Origin of the sequence: Pseudoalteromonas aquimarina, from assembly GCF_049257255.1 — a bacterium.
GTDB lineage: Bacteria > Pseudomonadota > Gammaproteobacteria > Enterobacterales > Alteromonadaceae > Pseudoalteromonas.
Genome location: NZ_JBMMUG010000002.1, coordinates 610145 through 628907 on the forward strand (window position 1 = coordinate 610145; position 18763 = coordinate 628907).

12 protein-coding genes are annotated in these 18763 nt (G+C 37.0%); 2 read left to right on the top strand and 10 right to left on the bottom strand.

All coding sequences use genetic code 11. The features are described from left to right. Positions 1-24: 24 nt before the first annotated feature. On the top strand, positions 25-207 hold the full coding sequence (locus tag AAEU29_RS07775) for a helix-turn-helix domain-containing protein (protein ID WP_010561097.1): 183 nt from the start codon (positions 25-27) through the stop codon (positions 205-207). Here the strand turns inward: AAEU29_RS07775 and AAEU29_RS07780 are convergent. The 4 genes from AAEU29_RS07780 to AAEU29_RS07795 form a co-directional block, all read right to left on the bottom strand. Beyond that, positions 204-1010 carry a phosphotransferase gene (locus AAEU29_RS07780; RefSeq protein WP_421972773.1) on the bottom strand — a complete coding sequence of 269 codons (807 nt, stop codon included), beginning with the start codon at positions 1008-1010 and terminating at the stop codon, positions 204-206. The genes AAEU29_RS07775 and AAEU29_RS07780 overlap by 4 nt on opposite strands. Next, positions 979-1593, bottom strand: coding sequence for a nicotinamide riboside transporter PnuC (pnuC, locus tag AAEU29_RS07785; RefSeq protein WP_421972774.1), 615 nt, complete (start codon positions 1591-1593; stop codon positions 979-981). Before pnuC ends, AAEU29_RS07780 begins: the two co-directional genes overlap by 32 nt. Further along, positions 1594-1854, bottom strand: a complete 261-nt coding sequence (locus AAEU29_RS07790; protein ID WP_421972775.1) for a hypothetical protein — start codon at positions 1852-1854, stop codon at positions 1594-1596. Positions 1855-1971: 117 nt separating this feature from the next. Then, a complete protein-coding gene (locus AAEU29_RS07795; protein WP_421972776.1) occupies positions 1972-4083 on the bottom strand; it encodes a TonB-dependent receptor in 2112 nt (703 codons plus the stop codon). 162 nt (positions 4084-4245) lie between these two features. Here AAEU29_RS07795 and AAEU29_RS07800 point away from each other — a divergent pair, with 162 nt between their 5' ends. Further along, positions 4246-4641, top strand: coding sequence for an acyl-CoA thioesterase (locus AAEU29_RS07800; RefSeq protein ID WP_421972777.1), 396 nt, complete (start codon positions 4246-4248; stop codon positions 4639-4641). 71 nt (positions 4642-4712) lie between these two features. Here the strand turns inward: AAEU29_RS07800 and galE are convergent, their stop codons facing one another. The 6 genes from galE to AAEU29_RS07830 form a co-directional block, all read right to left on the bottom strand. Further along, the gene (gene galE / locus AAEU29_RS07805; RefSeq protein ID WP_421972778.1) at positions 4713-5732 is read right to left on the bottom strand and encodes a UDP-glucose 4-epimerase GalE; all 1020 of its coding nucleotides are present in this window, start codon (positions 5730-5732) and stop codon (positions 4713-4715) included. Positions 5733-5751: 19 nt separating this feature from the next. Then, on the bottom strand, positions 5752-6708 hold the full coding sequence (locus AAEU29_RS07810; RefSeq protein WP_421972811.1) for a DHH family phosphoesterase: 957 nt from the start codon (positions 6706-6708) through the stop codon (positions 5752-5754). Between the two features lie 276 nt (positions 6709-6984). Further along, complete coding sequence (locus tag AAEU29_RS07815) at positions 6985-7335, bottom strand: DUF2304 domain-containing protein (RefSeq protein WP_421972779.1); 351 nt, start codon at positions 7333-7335, stop codon at positions 6985-6987. A 20-nt stretch (positions 7336-7355) separates the two neighbouring features. After that, positions 7356-8039, bottom strand: a complete 684-nt coding sequence (locus tag AAEU29_RS07820) for a glycosyltransferase family 2 protein (protein WP_421972780.1) — start codon at positions 8037-8039, stop codon at positions 7356-7358. Positions 8040-8103: 64 nt separating this feature from the next. After that, positions 8104-9249: a glycosyltransferase gene (locus tag AAEU29_RS07825; RefSeq protein WP_421972781.1), complete on the bottom strand. Its 1146-nt coding sequence runs from the start codon at positions 9247-9249 to the stop codon at positions 8104-8106. A gap of 36 nt (positions 9250-9285) precedes the next feature. Further along, a complete protein-coding gene (locus AAEU29_RS07830; protein WP_421972782.1) occupies positions 9286-18711 on the bottom strand; it encodes an Ig-like domain-containing protein in 9426 nt (3141 codons plus the stop codon). Positions 18712-18763 lie beyond the last annotated feature (52 nt).

Sequence of the window (18763 nt, forward strand, 5' to 3'; positions counted from 1 at the left end):
GACCCTAATTACTAGGAGAACAAAATGGCATTAATGACTACAGAACAAGTTGCAGAATTTCTTGGCGTAAAAGAAGAACGCGTCCGTCGTTTAGAGCGTGAGAGCTTGCTAATTGCTGCTGAAAAAGACGATGCAGGCAACGCAAAATTTAACGAAGATGACGTTAAACGCTATAAAGAATTAGCTGAGCGTATTGGTGGTATTTAATCGTTTATAAACGGTTTTAACGCTAAAGCATGGCTGGTAAAGCCATGCTTTAAATACCAAAAGTAACAAATTAAGTTATAAACTTTTTGGTAAAGATTTAGCTTTTCAAGTTGCTCTTCTGAAATATTAAATTGCTCAAAATACATACTGAGCAGCTGTTTTTTTTCCTGTTCACTCAATTTTAGCGAACTACTTAACGCTGCCAAATCAAAATACACATCATTTAAACCAACATATTCAAAATCGATAATCCAGCTGTCGCTTGTTGAGAATAGCAGGTTTTCTTTTACTAAGTCGTTATGGCATACACCGATTAATGGCTTAAAAGCACGCAATTTAGCATTTAGTTCAATCACATCGTTTTGATAATCAGCAAATTCTTGCAAATCAGTAAAGCCCTTGAATGTATGCTCAATATTTATGGTATCAAAATCATAATCAAGCTTTAGCTGATGAAGCTTTTTTAGTTTGGCAATTAAACTAGGAAGGTGATGATTTTTATCAAAGTCTTTATGCTCTATAAACTGATAGGCAATGAGTTTTTCTGCAGCGTTAAGAGCAACAATCTTAGGCACAACGTTAATTTTGGCTAAGCTTTTTTCCACTTCGGTTACTTTAAAGTTATCCTGCTTATCGAAATGTTTAATAACTAAGGTGTTTTCACACATTGTTTGCGCTTTAAAACAGGTGTTATTTACCCCTTGGGTTAATTGGAGTGCATTTTTTACAACAAAATCTAACCCGAGTTTAGATAAAGAACTTTGGCACTCGTTAAGCAAAAGCTTGTTCTCTTGGAGGTTCATAATGCTCACGCCACTGCAAATAACCCCAAATCACCATACCGGTATAAATAGCAAATAAAACAACGGTTGGGAAATACCCTTTTTGTAAATAAAGGTAGATTGATGCAGCGTCTATCACTAACCAATAAAGCCAGTTTTCAAGTACTTTTTTAGCAACTAAGTAAGTTGTCATTACCGCAAAGCAAGTTGTAAAAGAGTCTAAATAGGCAAATTCAGCGCGGGTATAATTGTCCATCAAAAAGCCAATTGCAGTAGCAATCACACTAGTGATAACAATAATTACGAGGTGTGTATTAAGCGTCCAGCTGGTAATTGGTAACTCTTTTTTTTCTTTGCCGTTTTTCCAACAGTAAAAACCGTAAACCGCCATTGCCAAATAATAAAAATTAAGCAAAGACTCCATTAATAGCGCGCCGTTCCAAAACAATAAAGTATAAATAAACGTACTAACAAAGGCGCACGGCCACGCCCATAAATTCTCTTTCATCACAAACACTAAATAAGCAAGCCCTAAGGCTACCGCGATATATTCCCAATAACTCATTGCAGTAAAACCGCTTAGTGCTTGTGATAAAAATTCCATTTATGCCTCTGTATTTGGTGATAAATCACCACCAATAAATTTACAAACAAAAATCGCTTTGCCAAATTCTTGATGAGAGCGTTTAATTTCGCTGGTTACTGCGCTCATCACCACATCGTAATCACCAAACACCTGTGTAGACATGGTATTAGTGATTACTTCTAAATTGGGATGCGCATTTAAACGGTCAATAAACCCTTTAATAAACGGAATGTAATCTTGATGTAGTGGATATTTGCTGATTTCTACTGATAGTTTCATAGCTTAAATTTCAGGTTTCAGGTTTCAGGTTTCAGGTTTCAGGTTTCAGGTTTCAGGTTTCAGGTTTCAGGTTTCAGAAGAGCTTAATGACTCTTCTGAACTCTAAATACACAATAATTAATACTGATAAGTGAAGCTTATACCTGCCATGCGTGGCTCAGCAAATTGCACATAAGTATGGGTTTCGTAAAAATCTCGCGGATCATTACCAAACTCAAAACCACGGGTTGCGTAATCTTGATTGAACATGTTGCGTACCCAAGCACTTACTTCCCATGCATTTCGGCTATAACCAATTTTAGCATTCACTAAGTTTACACTTTCAGCTCTTGAATCATGACTATCTGAGAAGTAGTAATCATCTTTGCCTTCAATACCTACATTTAGGTATAGGTTATCCGTTGCATCGAAACGTGCCGAGAATACATAGTTGTAGCGTGGTGCCTGCGCTTGTTCGCGTCCATCTTTGCTCTCGCCATCAGCATTAACAAAGTCATCCATTCGAGTGCGTAAATACCCTACCGCACCATTTAAGCTTATGCGGTCAGTTAATAGATAACGACCATCGATTTCTAAACCATAGTTACGGCCACTTGCTGCGTTATCAAGGTAACCAACGAATACAGGCTCTGATGTTTCATCGGCTTTGTATTCTTTATAAGCCTTAACTTGCATATTATCGCGATACATATAAAACGCCGCTAAACGAAGTACCAGTCGCTTGTCTTTTGACACGCCTTTAACACCAAACTCACCGCTCCATAAATACTCTGGATCAAAATATTTAATGGCTTCAAAGAAGTTTTGATCTACGCCTTCATCTCGTGCTTTAGCCAATGCTTCGCCATTAACGCCACCCGCTTTGTACCCGCGAGATAAGCTTGTGTAGATCATCGCTTGCTGATTTACCTGATGCTCAAGAGCAAGTTTTCCACCCACCATTGAATCATCGACTGATTCAATAAATCCATTGTTATCACTGTAATCAGCTTGGTAATTTTCTGCACGCAAGCCCGTAATTAATACCGTACGTTCATCAATGCGCGTTTCTAATTGGCCAAATAGGGCGATATTATCTACTTGATAATTTGAGCTAAAGTCTTGTGCTTGCCACGTGTAAGCACGGGTTAACTCTTCATCTTTTGTTTGATAGTAAACACCCGCAGTCCAATCGCCTTCTTTACCTTGCGCATTTAGCTCAAGTGAGCGGTCTTGACGATCGCGAGAGTATTCATCTGTAGAACTATAACCCCAAGGGTGAAGGCCTGCTTCACATAATTCAGCTTCATTTGCATCATTACATACCCAATCTTCATCATAACTGTAAAGTAAATCTGCATTAAGCGCAGTTACATTAAAGTTGATGTCAAACGCATCTAATCCTGAAAAATTATTGCGCCAACTAAATCCAATACTTTCTTGATTATCTTGGCCAGGCTCATCAGCAACTGAGTTGCGTGAATTATCTAACGTAAAGGCATCGTAACCATTTTCAATGTCGATATAATGCAGATTGATTTCACTAACAAACTCATTGCTAAAGTCTGTTTTAGCTTTAAAGCGAGCAACAAATTCGTCTTGATCTTGTGTTGCTTCGTTTAGGTAAATGTTATCAACATAACCATCAGATACATTTTGATAAACACTGGCACGAAATCCAACAACATCATCAATACCGCCACCAGCAGCAACACCTAAGTTATACGAATTATAATTACCAACACCCAGTTGTAACTTGCCTTGCGCATTTGTTGAAGCTGATGCTGTATTAATATGGATCATCCCCGCCATTGCATCAGCACCAAAACGCGTGCCTTGCGGACCGCGATAAATTTCAGCTTGCTCAGTATCAAACAACAATGCCGAGCCACCTAAACCTGAATAATTAATACCATCAATAAGTAAACCTACCGACGGATTTACTGGGTCAACAAATTGGGAGCGTAAACCGATACCACGGATTTGAATAAAACGACCACGTGAAGCACCAGAGGTATAATTAACGTTAGCGGCGGTGTTTAAAAGCTCATCTAAATGAACTGCATTTCTTAACGCAATGTCTTCCTCACCAAGCACGTGAACACTCGCGCTTAAGGTTTGCACACTTTCTTGCTTGAAGTCGCCAGTTACAGTAATAACTTCAAGTTTATCTGAACCTTGATCCGCAATACTGGTTGCTGATATTGATGAAAGAATAGCTGCAGAGACAAGTTTTAGGCTGGTTTTCACTTTGGTATCCAGTTTTTAAAGTTGTTGAACATAAAATTACCGCATAGTTTATAAGAAGTTAAAAGGGTAAGCGAGAGAAGTTCGCATTTGAAGGCATAAGTCGTACCTCTTTTTTGCAAAGATTCGGTAAACTGCATAAAAAATTTTATTGAGAAAACAAAAATGACATTTCGTATAGAACTAAAAGTAAGAGATTACGAATGCGACTTACAAGGCATAGTTAATAACGGCGTATATTTTAACTACCTCGAGCATGCTCGCCATGAGTTTTTACATGCTAATAATATTGATTTCGCAAAGCTGGCAGCTGAGAAGATTAACTTAGTGGTTGTGCGTAGCGAACTTGATTTTAAAACATCATTAAAACCGGGCGATGAATTTTATGTTGAAGTAATACCAACAAGGCTATCAAAACTAAAATTTGGATTTCGCCAACGTGTTATTCGTAAGCAAGATGAAAAAGTTGCGGTTGATGCGCTTGTCATCGGTACATCAGTAAATGAAAAAGGCAGACCTTTTTTACCAACGGAAATAGATGCGCTGTTTCCAATTGAATAATTCAGTTAAAAATCAGTAATAAAAAAAGGATGCTAAAAAGCATCCTTTTTAAAGTGATTGCTGAATCAATTTTAGCTGTTAGCGTAGCCATTCGGATTTTGACTTTGCCAACGCCATGCATCAACCATCATGTCGTTTAACCCGCGCTCAGCTACCCAGCCTAAATCGTTTTTCGCTTTTTCTGGGTTTGCAAAGCACATAGCGATATCACCAGGGCGGCGCGGTTTTATTTCAAACTTTACGGCTCTTTCGGATGCTTGTTCAAACGCTTTTATCATCTCAAGTACAGAAAAACCATTTCCTGTACCGAGGTTATACACTAACGCCCCATTGGTTGATGCTAATTTGTTAAGCGCTTTCAAATGCCCAAGAGCAAGATCAACCACATGAATGTAATCGCGGACACCTGTGCCATCAGGAGTGTCATAGTCATCACCAAACACGCCTAAACATGCTAATTTACCAATCGCAACTTGTGAAATATAAGGAAGTAAGTTGTTTGGAATATCGTTAGGGTCTTCACCAATCAGACCTGATTTATGTGCACCAACTGGATTAAAGTAACGTAAAATCGCAAATCGCCATTTCTCATCTGAAACAGCTAAATCTTGTAAAATACGTTCAACCATATATTTAGAGGTACCATATGGGTTAGTTGTTTCACCTGAAGGTGACTTTTCAGTCAAAGGTAGCTCTTTAGGATCCCCATAAACTGTAGCTGAAGAGCTAAAAACTAATCGATAAACTTGAGCGTCTTCCATAGCCTTTAAAAGATTTAAAGTACCAACCACATTATTCTGATAATACTTTATAGGATTAGATACTGATTCACCGACAGCTTTAACTCCTGCAAAATGAATTACACTATCTATGTTGTGCTTGGTAAAAATAGAATCTAAAAGCGTACTATCTAAAATATCACCTTGATAAAAAGTCACTGATTTATTGGTGATCTGCTCTACACGCTTTAATGCCTCTTCTGATGAATTTGATAAGTTATCAATGACAACTACATCAACTCCAGTTTGCAAGAGCTCCACTACAGTGTGAGAGCCAATATAACCAGCCCCACCAGTAACTAATACCGTCATTCGTTAAATCCTTAAAACTTTATGAGTAGTAATCGCCAAATACTTGATAAAAGCGAGTTAGTTCGTTTTCAGCCAATTGATTTATGCCAGCTGCTGCTGCTCGCCCACCACCCGTTGCAAATTGGGTTACTACATGATCTGCACCTTGTTTATTGTTTAATGGTGCCCTAATACTCACAGTATAGCCTGAGTCTTTATGATAAGTGAGTACAGCATGGGCTTTATCAGGTGATTGATTAGCAAGCTCATTGCCTAAAACACCGCTAACACGCCTTGCCCAAGCTGCATCTTCAAGCAAAATAACTTTTACAGCATTGTTCTCAAACAATACTTCAGCCGCTTGTGCTTTTGCCATATCTGCTTTGTATAACGCTTCAAGCTGATAAAAAATGGAATCTTTTTGTTCAATTAACGCTAATGGTGATGCATAAGCCAGCAACATTTCAAAAAGCGCAGCTGGGTGGAAATGTAAATCCTCAACAGCACTACCATAGCCGTTGTAATTGATGTAAATACCTAACGCTTTTAAGTTATCTTTTTGCTTTTGAGATAAGCCTAGTTTATCAGCCTCTGCATCTGCGGTGGCAATCATATTATCACCGTACGCCGCAGTAATAGCCCAAAGATGAAATTGCTTATCGAGTAAATTACTAACAATTAAACTCGTACAAGTATTAGCATCCAAATCAATATGGGCTTTTAGTTTATCATTTTGCGGAATATCACCTGCGCGATGATGGTCGACATAAAAGACATTTGCACCAACATCTAAACACTTATTAAGCGATTCAATGTTTTTTTCCATTGAGATATCAAGCACGCGAATATTATCACCTGCTTTTGCATCTGCCTGCTTGAGCAATTGAATATCGCGTTTTACACCGGTAATTTTTTTACTTTCAGTAGGGTTTGCAAGCTGCAATTGAAGAAGAGCGATAATGCCATCGGCATCACCGTTAAAAACGTCGTAGTTCATTGTTCCAGTTCCAATTGGAATTATAAATTTCACAATTTTCCCAAAAGATAAGTTGCTTGCCAAATAACTTTTGGGAATTTTTTAAACTCTTACACCAATTAGAGTTTTAAAGCTTGTAAATACTAAAATCACTTCAATTTATATGTAAAAACATTAATGGATGGTAAGCATGAATTACAAAAATGACAATGGAGTATCTCATGCAATGAATACTTTCGAATAAACCATGTATATCTGTGCAGATTAAGAATCTAATAGATTATTGCTCTAGAAGTATTATTTTTTATTTTTCATCTGTTTAAGATCCATTTCGACAGCAGCTAATTTCTGTGCAATCCTATCAAGTTTCACTTGTGTTTTAGCCCTTTCAATATCTGCTATTAGAGCTTTAAGCATTAAAATCAAACACGCTAAAATAACAGGTAATATAGGCGAGTAAGCTATACCAAACCAATGAGCAATTACATCTGCTAACTTGGGATAAATACCTAAAGATAAAATGGCTAATGCTAGAATCAACCATCTAAATGCAGCCCCCATTAAAATAGAATCTCTGCGAATTAAAACAATTACAAATGCAAAGAAAACTGTTGCCGACACAGCTGTAAAATATTGATAAATTTCCATTTAATAATTTTTTAAGTACTTTAATTTGATAATAAATGCGCTTTTTTTGCTATTTTGCTTAAACACAACATCGTTGTGTAACCCATATAGTAAATAACAGCCCACCATGAATAGAAAATACGTGAAATTCCTGATTCTCGTTTTTTCATCTCTACGTATATTTCAGATTTAGATATATTAAATGTTTTAAGCATCAACAACACACCCACATCTTGATATTCCAAGAGAGAAGCTTCTTGCCTACTAAGCACCTGTATGGCATTACGATCATACAAGCGAAGCCCTGAAGTCAAATCCGTAACTTTAACGCCAGATAAAAAACGAAACATTGACCAAGCTACTCGCCTTGAAAAAGAGCCTCTTGATGGGCATGAACCTATTACTAAATTTGCTGCACTCGCTTCTTGATGCTTTAATAAAAGAGCTAATTGACTAGCTTGATGTTGTTTGTCTGCATCGAAAGTAATAAGACCATTATAACCTTGCTCATTTGCATATCTAACACCCGCCTGCGTTGCCTTCCAAGCACCTAGATTATAAGGTAATGACATAACCTTCACTCCCTTAGCTTTGGCTAACTTAGCTGTATCATCAGTACTTGCATCATCAACAACTAAGATATCGTAAAAACCATATTCATTTAAATCACAAATTACATCTTGAATTGTATCTTGTTCGTTGTGCGCAGGAATAACTATTAACATGATTAACTTAAGTTAGAGGTCTAGCATGTGAGTTTAAATGATAACTACTTATAAAGGTAGTGCTTCATTCAAGACAACTCTCATATAAGGTCACAAAATTTTCAGCAACTTTATTAATGGAAAAAACTTGTTCAAATCGACATCTTGCATTTTTCCCGAATGAATTTAGCTCCTCTTTATTTGAATATATATAAGATATCTGTTTTGCTAGTGCTTCAACATTATTATTTGGGACTACATACCCAGTATTATTGTCCTGAACTACCCAAGACATTCCGCTTCCTAAAACATCTGTGACTAAAGATGGTTTACTATTCATTGCGGCTTCAAGAAGAACCACGCCGAAAGCTTCGGTTTTTTCAATCGATGGTAAACATAACAAATCAGTATTAATTAAATAGTGATTTAACACATTATCATCAACGCTCCCCAAGAATCGAATCCTGTCATTTATTGATAATTCATCAACTAATGTTTGAAGTGGCACCTGTAATTCACCTTTCCCTATTATACTCAATGTGACATTAAAATAAGGAGGCAACAAAGCTAAAGCTCTAATTAATAACTCGTGGCCTTTATAATAAGTTAAGCGACCTATCATTAATAAATCTAAGTGTGATTTGTTTAGAGAAATATTAACGCTATATGTACCCACTTTATCTTTAAGACCAATGGGAATTATTACGCATTTATTTTCGTAGGACTTTAAACTTTCACTATGAGCAAGGTATGGTGGTGATGTTACTACAACTTTTTTAGCTCGAGATAATAACTGCCTCTCAAAAAGTCTATAAATTGGGTAAAATAATTTCACTTTTTTATCAGGAACATTACCCAAAACATCAGCATGCCAGTGTATTATCCAAGGAATCCTTTTAGCCTTAGAAGAAAACAGACAAGCAAACGCCGATAAATTTGGTAAATGAATATGAATAATATCTGGTGAAAAGTCATTTATCGCTTTATTTAATTCATGTAAAAAAAACGGTGCTATTGGGGCATATATCATGCGACCTATGCATTTTACCTTTCTAATTTCAACGTTATTAAACTCTTCATATCTGGTTGGAACAAATGCATCTTCCTGATGTGCAAGAACCATTGTTGAAACTTTCGTTTGATATTCTTTTGATTCAACCAAATCTTGTGTGACTTTTTCTATACCGCCAAAAAAAGGGAAGTAAAACTTCCCTATGTGTAAAACTTTCAATCACTATCCTCCCAATTACTGAGGATAGTGTATGATTTAATAATGATATTTTCTATATTTACGAGTTATAACTAACAATAAAGAAAATAGTAAAATCCATCCAAACGCACCAGAAGATTTCTTTTTCTCAGGTTTTGTAACAACTGGTTTGGCAACAACAGTAACTTCAGTTGTTACGAAATCATTCGAATTATTATCATCAACCCTATCATTAATTACTAATGCATCTATTTTTGCAGTACCAATAGAATTAAAATTAACAGTCAATATAACACTGGCTAACCCTTCTGGTTCTAAGACATCTGAAAGTTTACAAGTGATACTACTTTCTATTTGTCCACATGTAAGAGAATCAGAGTTGATCATTGAAACTGTGACATTAGATAATTGAACAATAATTTGAACATTTTTACCTTCAGCCAAACCTACATTGGATACCATAAGTTCCCACTCAGCTGAGTCACCTAATTCTAGGGAATTACTTGCAAATACTTGTTCTAACATAAGGTCAGTAGTTTGCTCACCAAAAAGACCATTCCCTTGATTAAAACGGATCTCATTGTTACCACTTGAAGATGTAATTATTAGATCTAAATCACCATCTAAATCGACATCCTTCACAGCAATACTTTGACCACTTTCAGTTTCAAATACGATCGGCAATGCTTTATATCCATTAGATGTCAGTTCGAAAATAGACACCATACCGTCATTTGAGATCAATACAAATTCAGGCGCCTCATTACCTAGTAAGTGTGCAATATCAAATGCTAGGTAATTTACAGATGAAACTAGCTGTAAGTTCTGAGTTGCTAAATCCAATATTTCCAGCCCTTGCTGAGTAATTGCTACGATCTCCAATAAACCATCAGCATTCAAGTCAAACAATTTCACCTTAGATGCATTGAAAAGCTCTAATTGCTGAGTTTCAAACTTGCCAGTAGCTGTTTGATACCATATTTCGACAGGACAATTATCTTTCGCAAGAATTAAATCCACCAACCCATCATTATTTAAATCACCAAATGCAAGGTCATTAAACGAGACTTGTTTTTCAAAAGCTAGTTCTCTTTCAGAAATCGAAAACAAAGAATTAGCTTCAAAGGGCTGCTTAATAATACTGATACCAGTTTCCGAATCATCTAGAAGGATAATATCTTGAAGAGAATCGGCATTAATATCAAATGCAAAAACCCACTGGCTTGGAATTAATGAAATAACTTCAGACTCAACAAATGATAAGTTGCCATCATTAAATACGACACCTGAGCCTTTAGCGTCTTCTGTCGCAAATGCAATATCAAGGAAGTTATCATTATTAAAGTCAGCAACTGCAATATGTTTAACATTTATATTGGTTAAGAAAGATGCAGCCAACTCATATTTACCTGCACCTTGGTTTACAAATACAGCACTGTTTTTGTCAGCTGCAAAGGCGATATCAATTAAACCATCGCTGTTGAAATCCGCAAGAGCAAAACTATTAACATCAGAAAGTGGAATAGTGTTACCTTTCTCATCAGAGACATCTTCAACGATTGCTTGAACAAAGGTATCTTGCTTAGAAAGCTGTTCATTATAAAATAATTCAACTGAACTATTTAATTCACCAGATGATTCACTGTTCAATTTAAAGATAATCTCGAAAGACTTTTCAGCGCCTAAATTAGAGCCCACCTTACACAAATACCCATCAGCATTTTCTGAACATTCATTTGGTAAAGATAAAACTTCTGCTCCAGATATTTTAACTAACATTTGGTCAACTAAAACATTCTGTTTTGATGAGTTACTAACTAAGACTTTAAGTTCAAATATTTCCTTTATCAATATCGGAGATACATTAACACCTTGAGTAATCGAAATAGACGATTCATCGAAGTCAACAACTGATAATGTGAATTCTTGCTGTTTAATTAAATCGCCATCAGATACTTCAAGTAGGATATCAAAAGATTGATCAAGAGCACTCAATGGGACATTCCCCTCTAGCACTTGCTCATTCAATACTAACCAATCAGGTGATTTAATTAAAGAAACGGATAATTCTTCTGAATCTATATCCGAAACTTCTACTTCGTATTTGTACGTACTAAAAACACTAGCATTTAGTTGCGGTGTTGAAGTAAATACTGGAGCATCATTAACGCTTGTTATTTCAATTGAAACAACAGCTTGATTTGATCTAGCTCCTGAAGCATCTGCAATTGTATAAGTAAAACTATCAGAGCCATAGTAATCAGAGTTTGGTAAGTACTCGACCACACCATTATCTTTAATCGTCACAACCCCATTAACTGCACTTGATATTTCAATTGAAGAAAGATCTAATTCACTATCTACATCCTTATCATTGGCCACTATATCAATCAATAAAGCCGTATCCTCTTTAGTTAATCCACTATCATTAACTGCAATTGGCGCACTATTTCCAACGGTGAAAAACCAGTCAAAAACTTGCCCTGAATTATTGCCAAATAAATCAACAACCACCCCTTCTTCTACAATCAATTGATATTTTGTATTTACCTTTAGGAAATCAGTAAATTCAAAAATCAGCTTGTTATTTAAAACCTCGTAACGAGTAGCCATAACCAACGAGTTATCATTGGTATTTTTAAGAGAAATTGTACCGCTACCTAATTCTATAGATTCATCGAAAGTTATAGAAAAATCAGTTTCGACAGAAACATCTTCTCTTAACTTTTGTGGTTCTAATGAGGTAACTTGAGGTTTAATATTATCAAATTCAACTTCAACTAATTGCGATGCATTATTGCCATTACCGTAGTCATCAAGTACAACATTTTCAGGGATCGAAAGCTGAATTTTCCCTAAAGAATTACCGGCAACATCCACAGTATAGTTAGTTGAAGAAATCTTTAAAAAATTACTTAATGTTGCATTTTCCGCTTGAATATCAGAAATATCAAAACCTGAAACATTGTCATTAAAGCTAATACTCACTTCAAATTTATTATTCGCTTTTGAAGGAGCATCTATTGTTACAGACACAGTATCGCTATTATATTCAACGGTAACTTTGTTAGATGCTAGGTTTGTATTTCCAGCGCCATCCCGAACCGAGCCAGCTTTCAGAACAACTGATACCTCACCTTTAACTAAAGGATGTACTAATACTTTATAAGAGCTAGCAGTTAATACTTGAAGAGATTTGATATTACCATTGGTTACATCAAACTCACTTGTAGTTAAGCCTGTTACGTCTTCATTAAATGTAATTACCACTTCAAAATCAGAATTAACTATTGTGCTTGGGGTAGTTAATTCAACAGTGGGTAAAGTGCCATCAAATTCCACACTAGCAGCTTGAGCTGCTGTATTAGAATTACCAGAACTATCTTGGGCTACTCCAGCCCCAACATTTAGTGTAACTAATCCATCTATTGTAGGCATTACTGTAACTGTATAGGTGTTACCTGAACCAGCAAAATTAGAAAGAGTAGCATTCGATGCTATAATGTCTGATTGAATAAAGCCTGTAACTGACTCTCCAAAAGTAATTGTTGCTGTGAAAGATGAGTTCTGTGGTGCGCTAGGAACAACAATTGTTGTTGTTGGTGATGTACCATCAAACTCTACACTCACTTCTGACGCAGCAGTATTATTATTACCTGCAGAATCTTGTGCTATACCACCAGCTACATTCATAGTGACAGAGCCATTACTTGTTGGTGTAACCGTTACTGAGTATGAACCACCAGTCCCAGCAAAGCCGGATAAAGTAGCATTAACAACACTGATATCCGATTGCGTAAAGCCTGTAACAGCTTCACTAAACTCTATCGTGGCAGTAAATGCAGCAATTTGAGTTACACTAGGGAATGTAATTGTTGTGGTTGGGGCTGTAGCGTCATACTTAACACTAACTTGTGAAGCTGCTGAATTATCATTGCCATTTACATCTTGTGCACTTGCAGCTGCTACATCTAAAGTAACCACCCCATCACTATCAGGCGTTACAGTTACGATATAACTTGCTCCTGAGCCTGAAAAACCTGACAATGTTGCATTTGCAACTGTGATATCGCTTTCGACAAAACCTGTTACTGACTCGCTAAATGTAATTGTGGCTAAGAACGCTGAGTTTTGATCTACTGTTGGTATTGAAATATCAACAGTCGGAGCAGAAGTATCTTTTATGATCGTGTTAGTTACAGGCGTTGCAATATTACCAGCACTATCCGTAATAATAGCACTAGCAGTTAAGGTACCATCATCAACATTACTTAAATCAATGCCACTAACTTGTTGACTGGATGAAGAAACTGAACCTGTAACAACTTCCGTTGTTGCTCCACCAGAAGAACTTACAGTTATACTATAACTTGTACCCACTTCCACATTAGCAAAGCTGAGAGCTGCACTATTTTGGTTAGTTAGATTAACAGTAGAGTCAAAAATGATTGAATGACCGGTTGGTGTATTCGCATCTATATTGTCGGCATTTTGCGAGATTGCAGTAGTATAAGTTGCGCTTGCATTACCGGCATTATCTGTTACTGAGAAAAATACAGGCACATCGTTCAATGCGATAACATCATTATCGCCTTCTTGAACCAAATAATCTGCAGAATAAGAACCCGCACCTAGACTCATAAAGTTTGTTACTGAAACTGAGTTCACTAAACCACTTATTAAATTAGCACTTAAATCTGTGATGCTAATTGAAACTGGGATCGAATCACCCACTTTAAAGGTTTGGTTTGGAATGCTCACACCCGAGATAACTGGCGAATTATTATCAATACTTAAATTAACTACGCTGCTCAATTGATTTGAATCACCAGTGTTCAGGGTAACTAAAGCCGAGAAGTTTAGCCCTCCTTGCTCAATCACACCGCCACCATCTTCAACAATAGTCATGCTCGCCTGCCACTTATCACCACTATTAATTGCAGGAACGACATTGCTACCACCAAAAGCAGAAAAGTCAAATACAACTGACTGAACAGTTAATGCATTATTGTCACCTGACGCCGTATTATCCCAAGTTGCAATAAGCGTATCGCCAACAATGTAAATGCCTGAGTTACCTGTAGCACCCAGTGCTGATAAGTTTGTACTAGTGATCAATGGAACACCAAAAGTGGTTGGGTCATTATTACCTGCTTCATCTGCTATTTTATTGCCATCTGAATCAGGGTCAGTGCCCATGTCTGACGTATCACTGATTGGTGCATCTAATGGATCTCTGCCATTAACAGTGACCGATGTGGTGTAAGTCCCATTATTGATTACATTGTTAATGCTAGCTACCACTTGTATTTGATGCGTTTCGCCTGCTGCGATAGAGCTAGCAGTATCTAATAGTTCTGTATTACCTGACCCATCATAAGCTTCATTTACAACAACATTTCTCTGCTCACCTACAATTACAGGGCCAGAAATAATTGAATAATTACCACTCCCAAATAGTGCATCTAAAGAATGCACAAGAGATAGTTCATCGATAGAAACACCATTACCAAGGTTTTCTAGGTAATATTCTAAAGTAGCAATACCTGCTTCCACTTTGATATCAAGTGCACTACCTATAACAGCATTGGAAATTACAAAGCTGGTAACGTCAGATTCATTAGTACCTCTCGGGTTGCCATCGCCGTCAGGGTCAGGATCTACACCATCATCAGATACATCTTCTGTTGGGCTGCCTAGTGGTGCTTGCGCTGAAATTGATACCTGATTTGAATAACTACCAAAGCCATTACCCACATCACTGAGTGTATCAACCGATACAACTAAACGAATTTGAGCAGTATCGGTGGTTAATAGATTTCCAGTTGTAATTATTGACTTGTCGCCGCTGCCATCAAATCCGCCATTTAAAGTCAATGTTCCTGGATCATCAACAAAAGCTAACGCTGTATCGATAGAGTAATTGCCAGCACCAAATACTGAATCTAAATCTTGCTCAAAGGCAAAGCTATCAAGTGTACTGCCACCGAAGTTTTCGATGTAGTAGTCAAATGTAACTAAATTTCCAACAGCGCTGGCAGTTGTACTTATACCAATATTCGCTTCGTCACCAATAATTGCAATTGTTTGATCATCCTCACCTGTATCACCAGGAGAGTTATTACCATTAGGGTCTGGATCAAAGCCATCATCAGACGCGTCTGAAATTGCAGTTCCATTTATATCACTTGCATTAACTGTAACTTGAGAATGATATACACCAAAACCATTACCTTGATCTGTAACCGTATTAACTGAAACTGAAAACTTAAATTCAGAATAAGAGTTCGGTGCTAAACTTCCTCCGAGTACTAATGAATCAAAAACATTAAATCCAAAGAATTGTGGGCTTAGTGATAATGTTTGCTCACCGCTAATGTATGAAGGCTGTGTTAAAACTGAGTAATTTCCTGAACCAAAAACGCCATTCAAAGGTTTTTTGATTGAGATATTATTGATAGTAGTGTCACTAAAGTTTTCGACTTTTAACGTATAGGTAACAGTAGTTCCTGATACTTCAGCTCTCATAGCAACACCTACCACGCCAGTATCACCTACTGTGAATGACGTTAAATCATCTTCACCAACATCACTAGGGTCACCATTCGCGTTGTCATCAGGATCAGTTGATGAATCCGTTAAATCAGAAGTAGTGATATTGCTAGCGCTGGTTGTCGAAATTTCAAACTGTGCTTGATATGCGCCTACGCCAAGGTCAAAGTTGTCAGCTTTATTTGTAATATCGACAACTAGTCGTATTTGCGCTGTTGCATTGCCTGCTAATGATGAGTTTGCAGATATTAGCGCAGTATCATTTGTTCCATCAAAAGAGCCATTATTTAAGGTGATTGTGCCAGGGTCACTAATAAAAACGAGTTGGTTGATATTGTAGTTACCGCTGCCAAATATTGCATCTAAGTCAACCGGCAACGCTAAATTCAGCGCACTATCAGCAGTGAAGTTTTCAAGATAAATATCAAAAGTAGCCTGATTTGCTGTTGTAGTCACATCAAGTGCTGCACCAACTAAACCTAACCCTCCAAGAGTAAAAGTCGTTGCATCATTTTCTCCGGCTTCTGTTGGGTCTGAATTTCCATTTGGGTCTGCATCAGTACCAAAATCAGATAAATCAGATACAGGGCTATTTACATTCAGAGCATTTAAAGTAAGTTGTGTAGAGTAATTGCCAAGTCCAAGACCTACATTAACCACTTTATTTATGGTTACAACAACTTGTAATTGCGCGGTATCACCTGCCGCTAAACTTCCTGATGTATCTAGCATTTCATGATCAAATGAGCCATCAAATGCAGCGTTCAGGTCAAGCGTTGTTGGATCATCAATTAAGTTAAACGAGTTGAACGTGTAATTACCCGCGCCAAAAATTGTGTCTAAAGAATTTGTTAATGAAAATCCACTCGCATCTGCATTACCAAAATTCTCAATGTAGTAATCTAAAGTAACTTGGTTGCCTACTACAGCGACATCAATGGCTAAACCAACTTGTCTACTTATATTTGTATCAATCGTTGTTACAGACGCATCATCAGTTGGATCACCATTACCATTTTCATCTGGAGTATCGCCACTTACCGATACATCTGATACTGGATTAACATCTGGGCCTGTAGCGTTTAACGTTACTTGATGTTGGTAAACACCTAAACCATTTCCTTGATCGCTCAAAGTAACAATTCTTGACTGTGTTTTAAATATTACCTTTTCAGAAGGGGCTAATGTGCTGCCAGCGTTAAGCAAGGCCGTATTAGTATTACCGTTATATGCTGCATTAAAGTTAAATGTCCCCGCCCCTGAGACTTCAGATGGGTCTAACACATGAGAATAATTACCTGCACCAAATACATTATTTAAATTAGATTGTATAGTGATGTTTGAAACGGTTGTATTGCCATGGTTTTCAACCGTATAAATTAAATCAATATAATTAAGCCCACCAACAACTGAAATACCGTAATCAAGTGAAATACCAATTAACGTTTCTTCAGTAATAATTGACTGGGTTACATCATTTTCACCTGATTCGGTAGGGTCGCCATTACCATTCGGGTCGGGATCAGTGCCTGAATCGGACAAATCATTTGTTAGTGCGCCACCTGATGACTGAGCTGAAATACTGGCTTGATTTTGATAAATGCCTTCGCCCGAACCTTGATCTGATATAGCTAGCAATTCAACATCTATTCTTATTTGTGCAGTATCTGCTGTCGCTAATGTGCCAACAGAAATGAGGTTTGTATTAAAATTACCGTCAAAATTTTCGTTTAAGGTAATACTACCAGGGTTATCAATAAAGCTAGGCGTTTGTGATATATAGTAATTACCAGCACCGAACACAGTATTTAGATTATTCACTAAGTCGAGGTCTTGTAGGTCAACATTGCCCAAATTCTCTAAATAATAATCATAGGTTACGGTATTTCCCGTAACACTTGAGGTAAGCGCAACACCAATTACCGCTGATTCCCCAATAGTGAAAACTGTATTTTCATTAATAGATTGAGAGGGTTCATTACTATTGCTCGAAAGGTCTGTACTCACTTTACCATAATATGATTGACCTTGAGCTTGCGCTTGAATTGCGTAAACACCATCACCCATACCCTTATCTATTGTTGTGGTTACATCAACCACCAAACGTATTTGAGATAACGCACCAATATTTAGTGATGATGAAGTGTTAATGATGTTTTGATTTGCACTACCATCGAACACGGAGTTAAGTGTTATTGCACCTGAGTTTTGAATAAAACTTGGGGCAGAAATAACAGTATAATTTCCAGCTCCAAATACATTATCTAAATCATTTGTTAAAGTTAACTCAGAAAGTGTTGCATTACCTAAGTTCTCAATGAAGTAGTCAAATGTTACTTGCGTCCCCGAAACAGCTGCGGTTAAGGAAACACCTACAATCGGGTTATCAAAAATGCTTACTTCAGTAGGATCATTTTCCCCAGACTCTGTTGCATCACCATTGCCATTTGGATCTGGGTCATCTCCCCAATCTGAAACATCAGTTACAGATCCAGAATTTGCAGTTACAGACGCTTGGTTGCTATAAATACCTAATCCACTGCCTAAATCAACTGGTGTATCAATTGATACACCAAAGCCAATTTTTACTAATTCACCAACCGCTAAAGAGCCAGAGTCAATTACTTGAACATCCCCTGAACCATCATAGGCTGCATTAAATGTAATACCAGAACCAGAAACTAAGTTTGGCATGCTCGTAATAGAATAATTACCAGCACCAAATGCAGCATCTAAATCATCCGTTAAAGTTAAGTCTGATAATACTTCATCACCTAAGTTTTCAATTGTAATAACAAATGAAATGTCTCTTCCGGTTGCATCTGCTTTTTTAGCAACACCTAAACTGGCAGCAGCTTTAGCACTTAATGGCATTACCATTAATAGTAGTAACAAAAAGCTTGTAACAAACTGTGTTTTAAGTAATTTCATAATACTTTGCTCAGGGGGGAGGTTATTATTGTTGGATTTGTAACAATTTTAG

Bases quoted from the DNA above. Each gene is read 5' to 3' on its own strand.
- galE (WP_421972778.1), bottom strand. From the start codon at position 5,732: ATGACGGTATTAGTTACTGGTGGGGCTGGTTATATTGGCTCTCACACT.
- AAEU29_RS07820 (WP_421972780.1), bottom strand. From the start codon at position 8,039: ATGTTAATAGTTATTCCTGCGCACAACGAACAAGATACAATTCAAGAT.
- AAEU29_RS07775 (WP_010561097.1), top strand. From the start codon at position 25: ATGGCATTAATGACTACAGAACAAGTTGCAGAATTTCTTGGCGTAAAA.
- AAEU29_RS07790 (WP_421972775.1), bottom strand. From the start codon at position 1,854: ATGAAACTATCAGTAGAAATCAGCAAATATCCACTACATCAAGATTAC.
- AAEU29_RS07810 (WP_421972811.1), bottom strand. From the start codon at position 6,708: ATGAACTACGACGTTTTTAACGGTGATGCCGATGGCATTATCGCTCTT.
- AAEU29_RS07800 (WP_421972777.1), top strand. From the start codon at position 4,246: ATGACATTTCGTATAGAACTAAAAGTAAGAGATTACGAATGCGACTTA.
- pnuC (WP_421972774.1), bottom strand. From the start codon at position 1,593: ATGGAATTTTTATCACAAGCACTAAGCGGTTTTACTGCAATGAGTTAT.
- AAEU29_RS07780 (WP_421972773.1), bottom strand. From the start codon at position 1,010: ATGAACCTCCAAGAGAACAAGCTTTTGCTTAACGAGTGCCAAAGTTCT.
- AAEU29_RS07815 (WP_421972779.1), bottom strand. From the start codon at position 7,335: ATGGAAATTTATCAATATTTTACAGCTGTGTCGGCAACAGTTTTCTTT.
- AAEU29_RS07830 (WP_421972782.1), bottom strand. From the start codon at position 18,711: ATGAAATTACTTAAAACACAGTTTGTTACAAGCTTTTTGTTACTACTA.